Below are 16,984 nucleotides of genomic sequence, written 5' to 3' on the forward strand. Positions count from 1 at the left end.
GGCCTTCGCGGCGCCCGCCGCCGCGTCGCCGACCACCCGGGCCGCGCCCGCGTCCAGGGCGCCCGTGCCGGGGCGGGCGGCGCCCGCGTCCAGCGCGGCCGTCGAGGTGGACGGCTGCCACTGCCTGCCGCGCCGGCCCGCGTCCATCGCCTCGTTGGCGAGCCGGTCCGCGTGCTTGTTCCGCTCGCGCGGGATCCACTCGTACGTCACCTGCGACGCCGGGAAGATCCGCGCCGCCTCGGCCGCCAGCGGCTTCATGTCCGGGTGCTTGATCTTCCAGCGCCCCGACATCTGCTCCACGACCAGCTTGGAGTCCATCCGGACCCTGACCGTCGCGTCCGGCGCCAGCTCGCGCGCCGCCTTCAGCCCCGCCACCAGGCCCTTGTACTCGGCGACGTTGTTCGTGGCGACGCCGATGTACTCGGCCGCCTCCACCAGCGGCTCCCCCGATACCGGGTCCAGGACCACCGCCCCGTACCCGGCGGGGCCCGGGTTCCCCCGGGAGCCGCCGTCGGCCTCGACGATCAGTTCCCGCACGGCGGTCATTACAGGCCCGACTCCGCGGTGCGCACCAGGATGCGGCGGCAGTTCTCGCACCGCAGGACCGTCTCGGCCGCGGCGGCGCGCACGTCGTTGATCTCGGTGATGTTCAGCTCGATGTGGCAGCCCTCGCAGCGGCGCTGGTACAGGCGCGCCGCGCCGACGCCGCCCTGCTGCTCGCGGATCTTCTCGTACAGCTTCATCAGGTCGGCGGGGACCGAACCGCCCACGACCTCGCGCTCCTTGGTGACGGACGCGGCCTCGTCGTCCAGCTCCCGCGTCGCGGCGTCGCGCCGGGCGACCGCGTCGTCGACCTTGGCCTGGACGGAGGAGACCCGCTCGGTCAGCTCGGCGACCCGCTCCTGCGCGGACTCGCGGCGCTCCATGACCTCCAGGACGATGTCCTCCAGGTCGCCCTGGCGCTTGGCCAGCGAGACGATCTCCTTCTGGAGGTTCTCCAGGTCCTTGGGGGACGTGATGGCGCCGGAGTCCAGCCGCTGCTGGTCGCGGACGGCGCGCTGGCGCACCTGGTCGACGTCCTGCTCCGCCTTGGTCTGCTCGCGGGCGCAGTCGCTCTCCTCGGTCTGCGCGGCGACGAGCAGGTCGCGGAGCTGGGTGAGGTCCTTGTTCAGCGACTCGATCTCGGCGTGCTCGGGAAGGGACTTGCGCTTGTGGGCGAGCTGCGACAGGCGTACGTCGAGGGCCTGGACGTCGAGGAGTCGGATCTGGTCGGCGGGCGCGGCGTTCAGTTGGGGGCTCCAGAAGAAGAGTGGTGGGACCACGGGTCGGTGACCGTCCTCGACACGTGGACCCGCAGGTCCCAGCCGTGGCGGTCGGAGATTTCGTCGAGCTGGGAGGCGGCCAGCTCGCACCAGGGCCATTCGGTGGCCCAGTGGGCGGCGTCGACCAGCCCCAGCGACGAGTGCTGAGTGGCCTCGGACGCCGGGTGATGGCGCAGGTCGGCGGTGAGGAACGCGTCCACGCCCGCCGCCCGTACGGCGTCGAAGAGGCTGTCGCCGGAGCCGCCGCTGACCGCGACGGTACGGACGGTGGCGTCGGGGTCGCCCGCGACGCGGATGCCCTGCGCCGTGGCGGGCAGCCGCTCGGCGGCGCGGGCGGCGAACGCGCGGAGGGTCTCGGGCGGGTCGACCTCGCAGATCCGGCCCAGCCCGTTCTCGGGCACGAGGGGGCCGGTGACGCGCAGGTCGAGGGCGCCGGCGAGGGCGTCGGAGACGCCGGGGTCGGCGGTGTCGGCGTTGGTGTGCGCGACGTGCAGGGCGATGTCGTTCTTGATGAGCGTGTGGACGACCCGGCCCTTGAAGTGGCCGGCCGCGACCGTCGTCGTACCGCGCAGGTAGAGCGGGTGGTGGGTGACGATCAGGTCGGCGCCGAGCGCGATGGCCTCGTCGGCGATCTCCTGGACGGGGTCGACGGCGAACAGTACGCGCGTGACCTCGGCGTCGGGGTCGCCGCAGACGGTGCCGACGGCGTCCCACTGTTCGGCCCGCTCGGGCGGCCAGAGGGCGTCGAGCTCGGCGATGACTTCAGACAGACGGGGCACGGGGGAAAGGCTACCTGGCCGCGTTCCCGGCCTGCACGGACGCCGTCCCGCGCGGACCTGGCCCCGGGCATGCCCGGCGTCGCCAGCACAGCCGCACCCCCTTTCTCAGGCGAACCAGGACATCGACACCCTTATAGGTGAAGCACGGAAGCACCCGTTGTTCGGCTGGAAGTGCGATAACTACTTTCGGTCGCCGGAGGTGACGATTCGATGACAGTCTGTGCCATCGAGACCGCCGCGGAGGATGACGGCGCGGTGTCGCGTGCGGGTTTCACCATCGCGGCGAACGGCGCCTACGCGGCGCGGCTGGCGGGTGAGGGCGAGGCGCTGTTCCCGGAGCGGTGGACCCTGGACGGGCCGGAGCCGTACGCGGTGCCGCTTCCGGCGGCGCAGCCCGAGGAGCCCGGCGCGCAGGTGCTGCCGCTGGTGGACGGGCGGGTGCTCATCGGGCGCCGGGCGGCCGGGCGGTACGTCTTCTCGCTGCTGTACCCGACGGGTCCGCGGACCGGTGAACTGCCGGTCGGGGCGGTCGAGTCGGCGTCCCTTCGGCTGCTGCCGCCGTCGCCGGACGGGGCGTGCGTGTACGGCCTGGGCGCCGGGGAGCACTCGACGGGCGTCTGGCGGGTGACGGACGGCTCGGGCGGCGGGCCGGAGCACGTGGCCGAGATCGCGGGCCACTGCACGGGCGGGGCGTGGCTGGACCGTACGGGCCGGATACTGGCGGTGGACCGGCGCCCGGCCGGGGGCGGGCCGGTCAAGGCGGTGGCGGTCGACCTGGAGCGGGGCGGGGAGGTGACGCCGCTGCTCCAGATCACCGACGGCAGCGACGACCGGCTGCTGCTGGCCGACCCGGACAGCGGGCTGCTGCTGATCCGGTCCGACGCGCCCTCACCGGGGCACCACCGGCTCGGCTGGGGGGTGCTGGGCAGCACGCTGCCGGTGCGCTTCCCCGAGTGCCTGCGGCTGCCCGACGCGGCGGTGACGCCGTTCGCGGTACAGCCGGGGCAGACCCTGACGCCCGAGGCGTGTGCCGTGGCGCTGCGGATCGACGCGGCGGCGGGAAGCTGGGTGGGGGTGTGGCGTCCGGCGGGGCGGCGGCTGCACCAACTGGCTGCGCCCGACGGGTGGCTGGCGGGGGCCGGGCTGTGGACCGCCGGCGGGGTGCTGCGGCTGCCGTACACGACCCGGGCGGTGCCGTGCGGTCTGGCGCGGGTGGCGGAGACGCGGGTGGCGGAGGCGCGGGGGCCGGAGGCGATGGCGGCGGCGTTCCGGCCCGGCGGCCCGGTGCCGGAGGAGCGGCCACCGCATCCGGCCACACAATCGGCACAACCGGAACGCGCAGGCGGGGAACCGTCCGGGCACGTGGTGACTCCTGGTGTGTGCAAGCCGGTGCCGTTGCAGCAGGCGCCGCTCACCGGCCGCACCGCCCGCGGATAGACTCTCGGGCCGCAACATCGTCAGCGATCACTACGGGGTGAACTACCCACATGTCTGAAGCCAGCACCGACTCGACCCACGGGCGACCGCAGGGGGACGCCGGCGGCTCCGGAAAGCACCGGGGGGGCGCGGCGTCGACCGAGGACGTGTCGACGCAGCCGCACGGCCGTCACCGCAAGGAACCGCAGCACCAAGCGGCCTGACGGTACGACAGCCTGGAGGAGGGGCCGTCCCGGGGAGACCCCCCGGGGCGGCCCCTTCCGTCGGCGGGTCAGTCCCTCGACAGGGACAGCACCCCGGCGGCGGCGAACGTCTCACCGGGCGGGCGGCCCGCGTAGTAGGGCGTGAGCAGCGCGTCCAGTTCCTCGTACGAGAACTGGTCCTTGGCCGTGTCGAACTTGGCCGCGACCCGGGGCGCCTCCATCACGGCCACCATGCCGCCGTGGACGACGAGCAGTTGGCCGTTGACCCCGGAGGCGGCGGGTGAGGCGAGGTAGCCGACGAGGGGCGCGACGTGGTCCGGGGAGAGCGGGTCGAGCTCCTGGCCGCCGGCCGGTTCCCGGAAGCCGGCGAAGACGTCACGGGTCATCCGCGTGCGGGCGCGGGGGCAGATGGCGTTGCACGTGACGCCGTACTTGGCGAGCGCGAGCGCCGTGGAGGTGGTCAGACCCACGATGCCGCCCTTGGCCGCCGCGTAGTTGGGCTGGCCCGCCGAGCCGGCGAGGTACGCCTCGGAGGAGGTGTTGACGATCCGCCCGTGGACCGGTGCCCCGCCCGCCTTCGCGCGCTCGCGCCAGTGGACGGACGCGAAGTGCGTGGTGTTGAAGTGGCCCTTGAGGTGGACGCGTACGACCGCGTCCCACTCGGCCTCGCTCATCGAGAAGACCATCCGGTCGCGCAGGATGCCCGCGTTGTTGACCAGGACGTCCAGCTTCCCGTACGTGGTGACGGCGAGGTCCACCAGCGCGCCCGCCGTGGCGTGGTCGGCGACGTCCCCGGTGTGGGCCACCGCCCGGCCGCCCGCCGCGCGGATCTCGGCGACCACCTCGCCCGCGGCCTTCGCCGAGCCCTCCCCGTGGTCGTTGACCACGACGGCCGCGCCGAGCCGCGCCAGTTCGAGGGCCTCCGCGCGGCCGAGGCCCCGCCCGGCACCGGTGACGATCGCGGTCAGGTCCCGCAAGGGCATGGACGACATGGGACCCTCCTCAGATCTCGACGCAGGTGCGCAGCGCCTCGCCGGTCCGCATCTGCTCCAGCGCGTCGTTGATGCCGGTCAGCGGCACCCGGTGGGTGATCAGGCCCGCGAGGTCGATGCGGCCGGCCCGCCACAGGGCGATGGCCCTCTCGTAGGAGCGGAGCACGTCACCGCCCCCGTACATCGAGGGCAGGATGCGCTTCTCGTCGAAGAACAGCTCGAACATGTTGAGCTGGAGGAAGTCGTCCATGGCGCCCGCCCCGACGACGCAGAGCGTGCCGCCGCGCCGGGTGGCCTCGTAGGCGGTGCGGGCCGTGGCGGACCGGCCGACGACCTCGAAGACGTAGTCGAAGCCCTCCCCGGCGGTGATGCGCTGTTTCGCGTCGGGGAGTTCCTCCGGCGCCACCGCCTCCGTCGCGCCGAACCGCAGGGCGGCCTCCCGCCGCGATACCACCGGGTCGACGGCGACGATCTGCGCGGCGCCCTGGAGCCGGGCTCCCTGGACGGCCGAGATGCCGACGCCCCCGCAGCCGATGACGGCGACCGACGAACCGGCCTCCACGCGCGCGGTGTTGACGGCCGCGCCGAGCCCGGTCGTCACGCCGCAGCCGATGAGCGCGGCGATGTCGAAGGGCACGTCGTCGGGTATCGGCACCGCGCAGCCTGCGTCGACGACGACCTCCTCGGCGAAGGTTCCGGTGCCGGCGAAGCCGAAGACGTCCCCGCCGGGGCGCCTGAAGTTGGGCGTACCGGCGTTGAGGAACCCGGCCAGGCAGAGCTGGGTCTGGCCGCGCTTGCAGGAGGGGCAGGCGCCGCACGCCGGCAGCCAGCACAGCAGCACCCGGTCGCCGGGCTTCAGGGCGGTGACCCCGTCGCCCACGTCCAGCACCTCACCGGCGCCCTCGTGGCCGGGGACGAAGGGCGCGGGCTGCGGCAGGACGCCGCTCATCGCGGAGACGTCGGAGTGGCACAGGCCGGTCGCCCTGATCCGGATGCGCACCTTGCCGGGGCCGAAGCCCACCGCCTCGACGTCGTCGAGGACCTCGAGTTTTTCCTGGCCGGTCTCGTGCAGTACGGCTGCGCGCATGGCGCGGCTCCCTTCACACGGTTTCTACGAGGGTGTCGGCGAGGACCGGGGCGTCGTCGCGGTCGGCGGCCGTGACCACGGCCTGGACGCGGCCGGGGAGGTCCCACATCCGGATGCGGAGCGTCTCGCCCGGGTACGCGACACCGGCGAAGCGGGTGCGGTACGAGCGGACGCGGGTGACGTCGCCGCCCAGGAGCGTGTCGGTGACGGCCTTGAGGGTCATGCCGTAGGTGCACAGGCCGTGCAGGATCGGCCGGTCGAAGCCGGCGAGCTTGGCGAACTCGGGGTCGGCGTGGAGCGGGTTCCAGTCGCCGGAGAGCCGGTAGAGGAGGGCCTGGTCCTCGCGGACGTGGCGCTCGGCGGTCAGGTCGGGGGCGCGCTCCGGGGGCGGGAGCCGGTGGGACGGTCCCCGCTCGCCGCCGAAGCCGCCCTCGCCGCGTACGAAGAGTTCGGCGTCGGTCGTCCACAGGGGCCCGTCGGCGTCGGCCGCCTCGGAGCGCAGGACCAGGACGGCCGCCTTGCCCTTGTCGTACACGGCGGCGACCCGCGCGGTGGTGACGGCCCGGCCGCTGACGGGGATGGGGCGGTGCAGGGCGATGCGCTGCCCGCCGTGGAGGACGGCGGCGAGGTCGACGTCGATGCCGGGGGCCGCCAGGCCGCCCATCATGCCCATGCCGGCGCCCGCGACGGTGGCGAAGCTCGGCAGGACGTGCAGCCGGGACTCCAGGGTGTAGCGCAGCTCGTCGGGGTCGGTGGCGGGCGTGCCGGCGCCGAGGCCGAGGTGGTAGAGCTGGACGTCCTTGTGGTCCCAGGTGATCTCGGCGGAGCGGGGCTCGGCCGAGACCGCCTGGTTCGCGTCAATGGGCATGGGGCTCCTTGGACGGCGGACCGACGGGAGACCTCGGCACGGCCGTCCGCACCGTCGGCCGCGCCGAGGCCGTGAAGGGACCGGTTCTAGAACGCGTTCCAGTCCGGTGGTCCTCCTGTATAGCGCGGGCCCCATGGGTTGGGAAGAGTCCTGACGACGCGTCAGGTGTTGGCCTCCGTGGCACGGAGGGGCGTGGTGGTACACGGACGGGCGCGGACGGTCAGAGCTTGTCCATGCCCTTGTAGGGGCTCACGATGCGGGCCTGGCGGGAGCCGAAGTCGACGAGGGTGGCGATCTCGTCCTCGACGGCGATGACCCGCCCGAGGCCGTGCCGGTCGTGGGAGACACGGTCGCCCACCGCGAAGTGCTTGACGGGCTCGGCGACGGGAGCGTTGAAGGGACTGGTGGGCAGATGGCGCCGGGGCGCGGATCGGTTCGTCATTGCCGTCAGTATGGGGCACCCACCCACGGTCGGCCTACGCCTCTGCGCGACGCGGCAGCCACAGCAGCATCAGCACCGCGCCCGCCAGCAGGACGCCCGCGCCGGTGCGGAACGCCAGCGCGTACCCCGCCGCCAGCGCCTCCGGCCCCGCCCCGCCCTCCGTCCGGGAGGCGGCGACCGTCGACAGGACGGCCAACCCCAGGGCGCCGCCCATGGTGCGGGAGGTGTTGACCAGGCCCGACACGAGACCGGCGTCCCCGGGGGCGGCGCCCGAGGTGGCGAGGGAGGCGAGCGGGGTGATGACCAGCCCGATGCCCAGCATCATCAGGACGCCCGGCCCGAGGATCACCGTCAGGTACGCGCCCTGCGCGCCCATCAGCGACTGCCAGCCGAATCCGGTGGCGGCGATCAGCGTGCCGATCACCGCCAGGTTCCGCGCCCCGGTGACCGCCATCAGCCGCGGCGCCAGCTTGGAGCCGACGATGACGCTGACCGAGCTGGGTACGAGGGCGAGACCGGCCTCCAGCGGCGTGTAGCCGAGGACGTTCTGGGCGTACATGGTCATGAAGAACCACATGGCGAACGAGGCCGAGCCGTTGATCACCATCGAGACGTTGGCCGCCGACACGACCCTGGAGCGGAAGACCTTCAGCGGCATCAGCGGGGCCTTTGTGCGGGCCTCCACCGCCACGAACACCGCCAGCAGCGCCGCCCCGCCGAGCAGTGGCAGCAGCGTCGTGCGGTCGCCCCAGCCGGCCTCCTCGGTCCGGACGATGCCGTAGGCGACGGCCGCCAGGCCACCGGTGACGAGCACCGCGCCGGGCAGGTCGAGCCGCCGCACGCCCGCCGTCCGGCTCTCGCGGACCCACAGCGCGGCCCCCACGAGCACCAGCACGCCGACCGGCACGTTGATCAGCAGCACCCAGCGCCAGGAGAGCAGGTCGGTCAGGACGCCGCCCACCAGCCCGCCGGCCGCGCCGCCGCCCGCGCCCACCGCCGACCAGGTGCCTATCGCCCGCGTCCGGGCGGGCCCCGGCGGCACGGCGGCGGTCACGATGGTGAGCGTGGCGGGCGCGAGGACCGCCGCGCCGAGCCCCTGCACGGCGCGGGCGGCCAGGAGCTGCCAGCCCTCCACGGCGAGCCCGCCGGCCACCGAGGCGGCGGTGAACAGCCCGAGCCCCACCAGGAACATCCGCTTGCGCCCGAACAGGTCCGCGGCCCGCCCGCCGAGCAGCATGAACCCGGCGAAGGCGATCGTGTACGCGTTGAGCACCCACTGGAGCCCGACGGCGGACAGCCCGAGGTCGGCACGCATCGAGGGCAGCGCCACGTTCACCACGGACACGTCGAGGACGACCAGGAACTGACCGGCGCAGGCGGCGAGCAGCACCGCCCAGGTACGGGCGGCCGGGGCGCGGGAGTCGGTGGCCGGGGAGCGTCGGTCGGCGGTGTCGGTACGCGGCTCGGGCATGGGTGTCATGGTCGCAGGTGCGGTGCGGTCCGTACATCAGGATATGGACGTACGTCGGAAGTCCCGCCCGCGACCGTGCCGCCTACGATGTGACCGCCCAGTAGCACCGTCCGACCAGGAGGAACCCCCATGGCTGTGGCCGCCACTCCCGCGCCCGCCCCGGAGACGCTCGCCGCCTTCGAGGCCGCCAAGGGGTTCATGCCCGTACGCGAGGGCCTGGCACTGCACGCGGCGGCCACCGAGGCGGGGCGGCTCGGGCTGCCGCTGCTGGAGGTCGGCACGTACTGCGGGCGCTCCACCATCCTGCTCGCCGACGCCGCCCGGGCGGCCGGCACGGTGGCCGTCACGGTCGACCACCACCGGGGCAGCGAGGAGCAGCAGCCGGGCTGGGAGTACCACGACCCGTCGGTGGTGGACCCGGAGGTCGGGCTGATGGACACGCTGCCCGCCTTCCGCCGCACCCTGCACCGCGCGGGCCTGGAGGACCACGTCATCGCGGTCGTCGGGCGCTCGCCGCAGGTGGCGCGGGTGTGGGCGGGCGAGGTCGGCCTGGTCTTCATCGACGGCGGCCACACCGACGAGCACGCCACCGCCGACTACGAGGGCTGGGCGCCGCGCGTGGCCGGGGGCGGACTGCTGGTGATCCACGACGTCTTCCCCGACCCGGCGGACGGCGGCCAGGCCCCGTACCGGATCTACCTGCGGGCCCTCGAGTCCGGCGCGTTCACCGAAGTGTCGGTGACGGACTCGCTGCGCGTCCTGCGCCGCACGGGCCCGGGCGTCTGACGGCGGGACGCGGCGCGCCCGGCGCCCCGGGGCGGGGGAATCGGCGCGCGGCTCGGCGCGAGCGGCGGCGTGCCGGTACCCGGCAGCGCATAGCATCGCCCCGTGCACGACGACGACAACCCCGTCCCGCCCCGCCGCCGGACACGCGCGCTCGCCGCCGCGGCCGCCCTGATCGCCGCGGCGGCCGGATGGCTGGTGTGGGAGACGACGGGCGGCGCGGCCGGACCGGCGTCCAGGGCCCTCGGACCGGGCCCCGCGGCCCCCGGTCCGGCGCGGAGCACGCCCTCCCCCGTCCCGCCCACCGCCGCGCCCTCCCTCGCCGGGAAGACCGTCGTGATCGACCCGGGTCACAACCCGGGGAACTTCGCTCATCCGCGCGAGATCAACCGGCTCGTGGACATCGGGACGAACCGCAAGGAATGCGACACCACCGGCACGTCCACCGACTCCGGTTACACCGAGGCCGCATTCACCCTGGATGTTTCACACCGTCTTCGCACGCTGCTGCGGGAGCAGGGCGCCACGGTGACGTTCACGCACGACGCCGACCGCCCCTACGGGCCGTGCATCGACGAGCGCGCCCGCATCGGGAACGCGGCGAAGGCCGACGCGGTGGTCTCCCTCCACGCGGACGGCTCGGGCACCGGGAACCGGGGCTTCCATGTGATCCTTCCCGCGCTGGTCAAGGGCGGCGCGGCCGACACGACGGCGATCGTGGCCCCGTCGCGCGCCCTCGGGCAGCGTGTGGCCCGGGAGTTCGCCCTGGCGACCGGCACCGCTCCGGCCAACTACGTCGGCGGCGGTACCGGTTTGGACGTGCGCAAGGACTTGGGCGGCCTGAATCTGTCGACCGTGCCCAAAGTCTTCATCGAATGCGGCAATATGCGTGACCCGAAGGACGCCGCATTGCTGACAGACCCGGCATGGCGTCAGAAAGCCGCCCGGGGAATCGCGGCCGGGGTCAGCACCTACCTGCGGGGCTAGGCCGGGCGGACGGTAGCCTGCCGGGGGCCCGGGGTCACCCCGGAGCCGTACCGCATCCGTACCATGGGGCCGGCCACCCCCGTGCTTCGCGCCACCCCGACGAGATAACCGACGAAGGACTCTTACACGTGAACATCCGCTCCCTCACTCGAGGCGATGGCGTGGTGATCGGAGCAGCGGTGGTGCTGTTCATCGCCTCGTTCCTCGACCTCACCAGTTTCGACTGCCCCACTGGGGTCGACTGCTCCGGCTTCGACGGCCGCAACGCCTGGGACGGCCTGGGCCTTCTGATGAGCATGTTCCTCTCCGGAGTCATCGGAGCGGCGCTGATCGTGGTCGGGCGCACGATGCCGGGCCGCAAGGTCGCGGGGATCGACCTGGGCCAGTTCGGTGTGGCCTTCTGCATCTTCTCGCTGTGGACGGCGTTCTGGACCATCATCGACATGGACGCCGACGCGGGCGCGGGCATGATCCTCGGCCTGCTGGCCACCATCGCGCTCGCCGGTGCCGCGATCGCCGCCCCGCTCGTCCCGGCGCTCAAGGCCCCGCTCGTGGGCGCGCCGCGCCCGCAGGCGCCGCAGCCGTACGGCGGGCAGCCCCAGGCCGGTTACGGCTACCCGGGCGCCCAGCAGCCGTCGTACGGCGGCCAGCCGGAGGGCGGCTACGGCTACCCGGGCGGGCAGCCGGGTCAGCCCGGCCACCCGCAGCCGTCGCAGGCCGGTCAGCCGGCCCCGCAGGCCCCGGTCCAGCCGTCCCAGCCGTCCCAGGGCGGTCAGGCGCCGCAGCCCACGGGCGCCTCGGACTTCTCGCCGTTCTGGTTCGCCGTGCCGGTGGCCCGTCCGCTGTACGGCGAGGACGGCTCGCCGACGCCGATCGCCGAACTGGCGCCCGGCACCTGGTACCTGGCGGTCGAGCAGCGCGGCCAGGGCCTGGTGGCCCAGACGCAGGACGGCCGCCGCGGTGTGCTCCAGGACACGACGGGCATCCAGCGCGGCTAGGCCCTCTCGTTCGGAGCCTGCCGGGCGCGCGACGCCCGGTCCGAACGAAGGACCCTGGCCCGCCCGGCCCCCGGTACGCGTACGGCCCCTCGCCCTTCCGGGCGGGGGGCCGTTGCCGTACAGTCCCCCGAGCGGACTGACGGACCGTCAGAAAGGTGGCGGGCATGCGGCTGGGACTGGCACTCGGCTACTGGGGGCGCGGCCCGGACCCGGCCCACCTCGACCTGGCGCGCGAGGCCGAGCGCCTGGGCTACGCCTCCGTCTGGACCGCCGAGGCGTGGGGCTCAGACGCGTTCACCGCGCTCACCTGGATCGCGGCGCACACCCGCCGCATCCGGCTCGGGACGGCCGTCGCGCAGATGGCCGCGCGGACGCCGACCGCCACCGCCATGCACGCGCTCACCCTGGACCACCTCTCGGGCGGCCGGATGATGCTCGGGCTCGGCCTGTCCGGGCCGCAGGTCGTGGAGGGCTGGTACGGCCGCCCGTTCCCGGCCTCGCCGCTCACCGCGACCCGCGAGTACGTGGACGTCGTCCGCCAGGTCCTGCGCCGCCGGGCCCCGGTGACGCTCGACGGCCGCTTCCACTCCCACCCGTACGCCGGTGAGGACGGCACCGGCCTGGGCAGGCCGCTCAAGCCGATCACCCACCCCCTCCGCGCGGACCTCCCGGTGCTGCTGGGCGCGGAGGGCCCGAGGAACGTCGCCCAGACGCTGCGGATCGCCGACGGCTGGCTGCCGCTGTACTGGTCGCCCCTGCGCCCCGACGTGTACGGCGTGAAGGACCTGCCCGCCGGCTTCATGGTCGCCCCGATGGCGCGCGCCCGGCTCTGCGACGACGTCGCCGAGGGCCTGCTGCCGGTCAAGGCGATGCTCGGCTTCTACATCGGCGGCATGGGGCACTCCACCCGCAACTTCCACGCCGGCCTGATGGCCCGCATGGGATACGCCGCGGAGGCCCGCCGCGTTCAGGAGCTGTTCGCCCAGGGGCGCCGCGACGAGGCGGTGCTCGCCGTGCCGGACGCCTTCGCCGACGAGATCTCCCTGGTCGGACCGCGGGGGCGGATCGCCGAACGCCTGGCGCTCTGGCGGGAGGGCCCGGTCACCGACCTCCTGGTGACCGCCCCGGACCCGGCCACCCTGCGGGTGCTGGCGGAACTCAACACGTAGACCGGGCACGGGTTTCGGCCGCGCGGGACCGGCAACCCGTCGAGCATGTCTCCCCGTCATCGGAACGGAAGCGCGCAGGCGGCGACCGCGGTAGCGGTCGTCGCCGATGTCATGGCCGCCATCATCGGCCTGTGGATTCTGATGTATCTGTTCGACGCCAACCGGGCCAACGATCTGGTGCAGTTCGTCCAGAACGCGGCCCGCTGGCTGGCCGGCTGGTCGCACGACCTGTTCACGTTCGACGCGGCGTGGCTGCGGGTCGTGGCGGGCTACGGCCTCGCCGCGCTCGTCTACCTGCTGCTCGGCCACGCCCTCGCCGGCCGCCTGCGGCGGTACTGATCCCGGCGGAGGACGAACCCCGGCGGAGGACGCCGGCCGCGCCCCGGAGCAGGACCGGGGCGCGGCCGGCGTCGCCGTGGATCAGCGGGCGGTGCCCCAGGTGTGGGCCACGTCCACCACGAGCCGGTCGGGAAGCTGGAGGACCCGGAACGGCAGCCGGGCGCGGACGCCGATGCCGATCTGGGTGTCACCCTCGAAGCTGCCGGCGAACCGGGTGTCCTTGAAGGTGCGGTAGCCGGTCAGGTTCACACCCGGCAGCGGCTTGTTCACCTTCCCCGCGTAGGTCGCCTTGCCCGTGTCCGGGTCGTAGCCGGGCGCGGCCACCCGCACTTCCAGTACGGCTCCCCCGGCGACCGGGATGTGGTTGCCGGAGCCGTCCTGGTACAGCCGGGACACGTACCCGACGCGGTAGCCGATCTTGCTGCTGCCGACGCCGGGCACGTGGAAGACCATGCGGTCGAAGCAGTCGTGACGGCCGGTCCTGATGTTCACCAGGGAGGCGGTCGCGGCGCTCGTGCCGGTCTTCTGGGTGCTGCCCCAACCGGTGGGGCAGACCGCGGTCGTCCGCGTGGGTGCCGCGGGGGCCGCCTCGGCCGGCACCGTCAGCATCCCGAGTCCGGCACCGGTGAGCAGGAGCGTGGCCAGTGCCGTGGCGCGTCGTTTCATCTCTTCCCCCTGACGCTGGGTTCCTATGGTGTGGGACGACCGGCGAGGCCCGATGGTTGCGGACCAATCGCCCGGAAGCCGTCCCGATCGGTGAACTCGGGTACCCCGTCAGAAGGCTGGCGAATCCGGGCACCTCGGTCCAAGCGTCTCACCGGCAGCAGTCGGGGGCCAGGCCCTGCGGGAGCCGCTCCGCGCCGAAGACGGCGGTGGTCGCCTCGTCGCCGCCCAGCGCGGCCACCGCCAGCAGCAGGGAGCCCGCCGTCCACGTGGTGAGCTCCTCGGGCCAGACCGCCCGGTCGCCCTCGAAGACGTACCCCGTCCAGTACATGCCGTCCGGGGCGCGCAGGTGCCCGATGGACTGGAGGATCTCCAGCGCCCGGTCGGACTCGCCCATCGCCCACAGGGTCAGCGCCAGTTCGCAGCTCTCGCCGCCGGTGACCCAGGGGTTGGGCAGCACACAGCGCACACCGAGTCCGGGGACCACGAAGTCGTCCCAGGCGCTTCGGATGCGCTCCTGGGCGGCCGCGCCGGTGACGGCGCCGCCGAGCACGGGGTAGTACCAGTCCATCGAGTAGCGGCTCTTGTCGAGGAACCGCTCCGGGTGGTGGCGGATGGCGTGGGCGAGCGCGCCGACGGCCAGCTCCCAGTCCGGCTGGGGCTCCTCGCGCTCCTCGGCGATCGCCAGGGCGCACCGCAGCGCCTGGTGGATCGACGACGAGCCGGTGAGCAGCGCGTCGGTGACGGGCGTGCCGTCGGGCTCGCGCTTCCAGCCGATCTGGCCGCCGGGCTGCTGGAGCCTGAGGACGAATTCGACGGCCGCGTAGACGACGGGCCACATCCGGTCGAGGAAGGTGTCGTCGCCGGTGGCCAGGTAGTGGTGCCAGACGCCGACCGCTATGTAGGCGCAGAAGTTGGTCTCCCGGCCGTGGTCGGTGACCCGGGTGTGGTCGCCGTCGTGGTAGGCGGCGTACCAGGAGCCGTCGTCGTTCTGGTGGCGGGCGAGCCACTCGTAGGCGCGGGCGGCCGCGTCGTGCTCGCCGGCCGTGTCCAGGGCCATGGCCGCCTCGGTGTGGTCCCACGGGTCGAGGTGGTGGCCGCGGAACCACGGTATGGCACCGTCCTCGCGCTGGGCGGCGAGGATGCCGGCGACGGTCTCGGCGGCCTGCTCGGCGGTGAGGACGCCGGGCAGGACGAGGTGTTCGGTGCTCCCCCTCGCTTCGCTGGGAGGTGCCCCCTCGGAACTCGTCATGCGGTCTCGGCCTCGGCCTTCGGGAGGTGCGGCTTGGTCGCGTACACCACGAAGCTCTTGCCCATGACGGGGTTGAGGGCCCGCTCGGCGAGCCGGGTGGCCAGGGGCTTCTTCATGATGTCCCAGACCAGGAGCTTGTGGTACGCGCGCACCGGCAGCGCCTTGTCGTTGTCGACGCCGAAGGCGCACTTGAGCCACCAGTACGGCGAGTGCAGCGCGTGCGCGTGGTGGGTGCCGTACGGCTTGAGCCCGGCCTCGCGGATCCTGCCGAGGAGTTCGTCGGCCCTGTAGATCCGGATGTGGCCGCCCTCGACCTCGTGGTACGCGTCGGAGAGCGTCCAGCAGACCTTCTCGGGGCCGTAGCGGGGAACGGTGACCGCGATGCGGCCGCCCGGCTTCAGCACCCGGACCATCTCGGCGAGCACGCCCTTGTCGTCGGGGATGTGCTCCATCACCTCGGAGATGATCACGACGTCGAACGACGCGTCGGGGAAGGGCAGGTTGAGGGCGTCGCCCTCCATGGCGGTGGCGGTGGCCCCGGCCGGCGCCTCACCGGCCTCCTTCATGGCGGCGAACCACTTGGCGACCTCGCGGATCTCCTCGCCGTTCTGGTCGAGGGCGACCACCTGGGCCCCGCGCCGGTAACACTCGAAGGCGTGCCGACCGGCACCGCAGCCCAGGTCGAGGACGCGGTCGCCGGGGGCGAGCGGGAAGCGGGTGAAGTCGACGGTCAGCACGAGGGCGGCCTGCTTTCACGGTGCGGGGTGGTGTGTGCGGTGGGGGAGGTCATCGGCGTGCTCCGCGCGCGGTGGCGCCGCGTGCGGCGATCGCCTCGCGGTACAGCTCCGCCGTGCCCTGGGCGGCGCGGGCCCAGGTGAACCGGTCCAGCACCCGGGCGCGGCCCGCCGCACCGAGCCGGGTGCGCAGCCCTTCGTCGCCCAGCAGCCGGCCGAGCGCCGCCGCGAGGGCGCCCGCGTCGCCGGGCGGGACGGCCAGGCAGGTCTCGCCGTCGGGGCCGGCGACCTCGGGGATGGCGCCGCCCGTGGTGGCGACCAGGGGCGTCCCGGTGGCCATCGCCTCGGCGGCCGGCAGCGAGAACCCCTCGTACAGCGAGGGCACGCACGCCACTTTGGCGCCCCGGTAGAGGTCGACGAGCTCGGCGTCGGTGACGCCCTTGACGAACCGGACGGCGCCGTCGAGCCCGTACCGCTCGATGGCCTGGGCGACCGGCCCGTCCTCGGCGCGCCTGCCGACGACGACGAGGTGGGCGTCCGCGTTCTCGGTGCGCAGTTTGGCGAGCGCCTCGACGAGGTGGACGAGGCCCTTGAGGGGCACGTCCGCGCTGGAGGTGGTGACGATCCGGCCGGGGACCTCGGGCACGGCCGGGTCGGGCGACCACAGGTCGGTGTCGGCGCCGATGTGGACGACGCGGACGCGGTCCTGGCGCACGCCGAGGTGCTCGACGATCTCGTCCTTCGACGAGCCGGAGACGGTGAGCACGGAGGGCAGGCGCCGGGCGACGCGCTTCTGCATGCGCGTGAAGGCGTACCAGCGGCGGACGGAGGCGCGGCGCTTCCAGTCGGCGGCGGCGTCCAGCTCGAGCTGCCGGTCCACGGTGATGGGGTGGTGGATGGTGGTGACGAGCGGGGCGCCGAGGTCGCCGAGGAGGCCGTACCCGAGGGTCTGGTTGTCGTGGACGACGTCGAAGTCGCCCCGCCGGGCGGCGAGGTGGCGGCGGGCGCGCAGCGAGAAGGTGAGCGGCTCGGGGAAGCCGCCGGTCCACATGGTGGCGACCTCGAGGGCGTCGATCCAGTCCCGGTACTCGTCGCGCTTCGGCGTGCGGAAGGGGTCGGGCTGCCGGTACAGGTCGAGGCTGGGCAGCTCGGTCAGCGGCACGCCCTCGTCGAGTACGGGGTAGGGCTGGGAGCCGATCACCTCGACGTGGTGCCCGAGGCGGGCCAGTTCGCGCGACAGGTGGCGGACGTAGACGCCCTGGCCGCCGCAGAAGGGGTTGCCCTTGTAGGTGAGGAGCGCGATGCGCAGCGGCGCCCGCTCCTCCGCCCGGGCGGAGGCGAGGTCCGGGGCGAGGTGCCCGTTGCCGGTGGCACCGTCGCGGGGGCCGGCGTCTATGGCCTCAGCGGTCACTCGCGGCCCCCTTCTTGCCTGCGTTTCGCCGGAGCGTAACCGGTCGC

Annotated in this window: 18 protein-coding genes; 6 read left to right on the forward strand and 12 right to left on the reverse strand. The window is 73.9% G+C overall.

Features of this window, described 5'->3' with window-relative positions; translation table 11 throughout:
* The 3 genes from E2B92_RS12365 to E2B92_RS12375 form a co-directional block, all read right to left on the reverse strand.
* On the reverse strand, positions 1–537 hold a 537-nt coding region (locus E2B92_RS12365), incomplete at its 3' end, for a reverse transcriptase-like protein (protein ID WP_133087542.1).
* A gap of 8 nt (positions 538–545) precedes the next feature.
* On the reverse strand, positions 546–1,289 hold the full coding sequence (locus E2B92_RS12370; protein WP_185923473.1) for a zinc ribbon domain-containing protein: 744 nt from the start codon (positions 1,287–1,289) through the stop codon (positions 546–548).
* Entirely contained in the window at positions 1,286–2,101 is an 816-nt protein-coding gene (locus E2B92_RS12375) for a Nif3-like dinuclear metal center hexameric protein (protein ID WP_126883039.1), read from the reverse strand. Before E2B92_RS12375 ends, E2B92_RS12370 begins: the two co-directional genes overlap by 4 nt.
* 210 nt (positions 2,102–2,311) lie before the next feature.
* Here E2B92_RS12375 and E2B92_RS12380 point away from each other — a divergent pair, with 210 nt between their 5' ends.
* Positions 2,312–3,538: a hypothetical protein gene (locus tag E2B92_RS12380; RefSeq protein WP_133087516.1), complete on the forward strand. Its 1,227-nt coding sequence runs from the start codon at positions 2,312–2,314 to the stop codon at positions 3,536–3,538.
* Positions 3,539–3,809: 271 nt separating this feature from the next.
* Here the strand turns inward: E2B92_RS12380 and E2B92_RS12385 are convergent, their stop codons facing one another.
* The 5 genes from E2B92_RS12385 to E2B92_RS12405 form a co-directional block, all read right to left on the reverse strand.
* Positions 3,810–4,733 carry a 3-oxoacyl-ACP reductase gene (locus E2B92_RS12385; RefSeq protein ID WP_126883037.1) on the reverse strand — a complete coding sequence of 308 codons (924 nt, stop codon included), beginning with the start codon at positions 4,731–4,733 and terminating at the stop codon, positions 3,810–3,812.
* 10 nt (positions 4,734–4,743) lie between these two features.
* Positions 4,744–5,820, reverse strand: a complete 1,077-nt coding sequence (locus tag E2B92_RS12390; RefSeq protein WP_126883036.1) for a Zn-dependent alcohol dehydrogenase — start codon at positions 5,818–5,820, stop codon at positions 4,744–4,746.
* A gap of 13 nt (positions 5,821–5,833) precedes the next feature.
* Positions 5,834–6,688 carry a MaoC/PaaZ C-terminal domain-containing protein gene (locus E2B92_RS12395; RefSeq protein ID WP_126883035.1) on the reverse strand — a complete coding sequence of 285 codons (855 nt, stop codon included), beginning with the start codon at positions 6,686–6,688 and terminating at the stop codon, positions 5,834–5,836.
* 220 nt (positions 6,689–6,908) lie between these two features.
* Positions 6,909–7,130 carry a hypothetical protein gene (locus tag E2B92_RS12400; RefSeq protein WP_126883034.1) on the reverse strand — a complete coding sequence of 74 codons (222 nt, stop codon included), beginning with the start codon at positions 7,128–7,130 and terminating at the stop codon, positions 6,909–6,911.
* Between the two features lie 34 nt (positions 7,131–7,164).
* On the reverse strand, positions 7,165–8,610 hold the full coding sequence (locus E2B92_RS12405) for an MFS transporter (protein WP_126883033.1): 1,446 nt from the start codon (positions 8,608–8,610) through the stop codon (positions 7,165–7,167).
* 120 nt (positions 8,611–8,730) lie between these two features.
* On the opposite strand from E2B92_RS12405, the gene E2B92_RS12410 reads away from it, so the two are divergent.
* The 5 genes from E2B92_RS12410 (at position 8,731) to E2B92_RS12430 (ending at position 12,877) form a co-directional block, all read left to right on the forward strand.
* On the forward strand, positions 8,731–9,387 hold the full coding sequence (locus E2B92_RS12410; RefSeq protein WP_126883032.1) for a class I SAM-dependent methyltransferase: 657 nt from the start codon (positions 8,731–8,733) through the stop codon (positions 9,385–9,387).
* A gap of 102 nt (positions 9,388–9,489) precedes the next feature.
* Entirely contained in the window at positions 9,490–10,371 is an 882-nt protein-coding gene (locus E2B92_RS12415) for an N-acetylmuramoyl-L-alanine amidase (RefSeq protein WP_133087517.1), read from the forward strand.
* A 128-nt stretch (positions 10,372–10,499) separates the two neighbouring features.
* Positions 10,500–11,369 (forward strand): hypothetical protein, encoded by an 870-nt coding sequence (locus E2B92_RS12420; protein WP_126888411.1) that lies wholly within the window; start codon positions 10,500–10,502, stop codon positions 11,367–11,369.
* Between the two features lie 164 nt (positions 11,370–11,533).
* On the forward strand, positions 11,534–12,538 hold the full coding sequence (locus tag E2B92_RS12425) for an LLM class F420-dependent oxidoreductase (protein ID WP_126888412.1): 1,005 nt from the start codon (positions 11,534–11,536) through the stop codon (positions 12,536–12,538).
* Between the two features lie 45 nt (positions 12,539–12,583).
* Positions 12,584–12,877, forward strand: coding sequence for a hypothetical protein (locus tag E2B92_RS12430; RefSeq protein WP_126888413.1), 294 nt, complete (start codon positions 12,584–12,586; stop codon positions 12,875–12,877).
* An 81-nt stretch (positions 12,878–12,958) separates the two neighbouring features.
* On the opposite strand, the gene E2B92_RS12435 is transcribed toward E2B92_RS12430, so the two are convergent.
* The 4 genes from E2B92_RS12435 to E2B92_RS12450 form a co-directional block, all read right to left on the reverse strand.
* A complete protein-coding gene (locus E2B92_RS12435) occupies positions 12,959–13,543 on the reverse strand; it encodes an AMIN-like domain-containing (lipo)protein (RefSeq protein WP_126888414.1) in 585 nt (194 codons plus the stop codon).
* Between the two features lie 148 nt (positions 13,544–13,691).
* The gene (locus tag E2B92_RS12440; protein ID WP_126888415.1) at positions 13,692–14,792 is read right to left on the reverse strand and encodes a prenyltransferase/squalene oxidase repeat-containing protein; all 1,101 of its coding nucleotides are present in this window, start codon (positions 14,790–14,792) and stop codon (positions 13,692–13,694) included.
* On the reverse strand, positions 14,789–15,529 hold the full coding sequence (locus tag E2B92_RS12445) for a class I SAM-dependent methyltransferase (protein ID WP_126888416.1): 741 nt from the start codon (positions 15,527–15,529) through the stop codon (positions 14,789–14,791). The genes E2B92_RS12440 and E2B92_RS12445 overlap by 4 nt, the downstream gene beginning before the upstream one ends.
* Positions 15,530–15,578: 49 nt before the next feature.
* Positions 15,579–16,937, reverse strand: a complete 1,359-nt coding sequence (locus E2B92_RS12450; protein ID WP_126888417.1) for a glycosyltransferase family 4 protein — start codon at positions 16,935–16,937, stop codon at positions 15,579–15,581.
* Between the last annotated feature and the right edge of the window lie 47 nt (positions 16,938–16,984).

This window comes from Streptomyces sp. WAC05374 (assembly GCF_004353505.1).
Taxonomy (GTDB): domain Bacteria; phylum Actinomycetota; class Actinomycetes; order Streptomycetales; family Streptomycetaceae; genus Streptomyces.

Excerpts from the sequence above, each read along its gene's own strand:
- E2B92_RS12430 (WP_126888413.1), top strand. The coding sequence starts at position 12,584 with ATGTCTCCCCGTCATCGGAACGGAAGCGCGCAGGCGGCGACCGCGGTA.
- E2B92_RS12385 (WP_126883037.1), bottom strand. The coding sequence starts at position 4,733 with ATGTCGTCCATGCCCTTGCGGGACCTGACCGCGATCGTCACCGGTGCC.
- E2B92_RS12400 (WP_126883034.1), bottom strand. The coding sequence starts at position 7,130 with ATGACGAACCGATCCGCGCCCCGGCGCCATCTGCCCACCAGTCCCTTC.
- E2B92_RS12425 (WP_126888412.1), top strand. The coding sequence starts at position 11,534 with ATGCGGCTGGGACTGGCACTCGGCTACTGGGGGCGCGGCCCGGACCCG.
- E2B92_RS12440 (WP_126888415.1), bottom strand. The coding sequence starts at position 14,792 with ATGACGAGTTCCGAGGGGGCACCTCCCAGCGAAGCGAGGGGGAGCACC.
- E2B92_RS12435 (WP_126888414.1), bottom strand. The coding sequence starts at position 13,543 with ATGAAACGACGCGCCACGGCACTGGCCACGCTCCTGCTCACCGGTGCC.
- E2B92_RS12410 (WP_126883032.1), top strand. The coding sequence starts at position 8,731 with ATGGCTGTGGCCGCCACTCCCGCGCCCGCCCCGGAGACGCTCGCCGCC.
- E2B92_RS12405 (WP_126883033.1), bottom strand. The coding sequence starts at position 8,610 with ATGACACCCATGCCCGAGCCGCGTACCGACACCGCCGACCGACGCTCC.
- E2B92_RS12380 (WP_133087516.1), top strand. The coding sequence starts at position 2,312 with ATGACAGTCTGTGCCATCGAGACCGCCGCGGAGGATGACGGCGCGGTG.
- E2B92_RS12395 (WP_126883035.1), bottom strand. The coding sequence starts at position 6,688 with ATGCCCATTGACGCGAACCAGGCGGTCTCGGCCGAGCCCCGCTCCGCC.
- E2B92_RS12390 (WP_126883036.1), bottom strand. The coding sequence starts at position 5,820 with ATGCGCGCAGCCGTACTGCACGAGACCGGCCAGGAAAAACTCGAGGTC.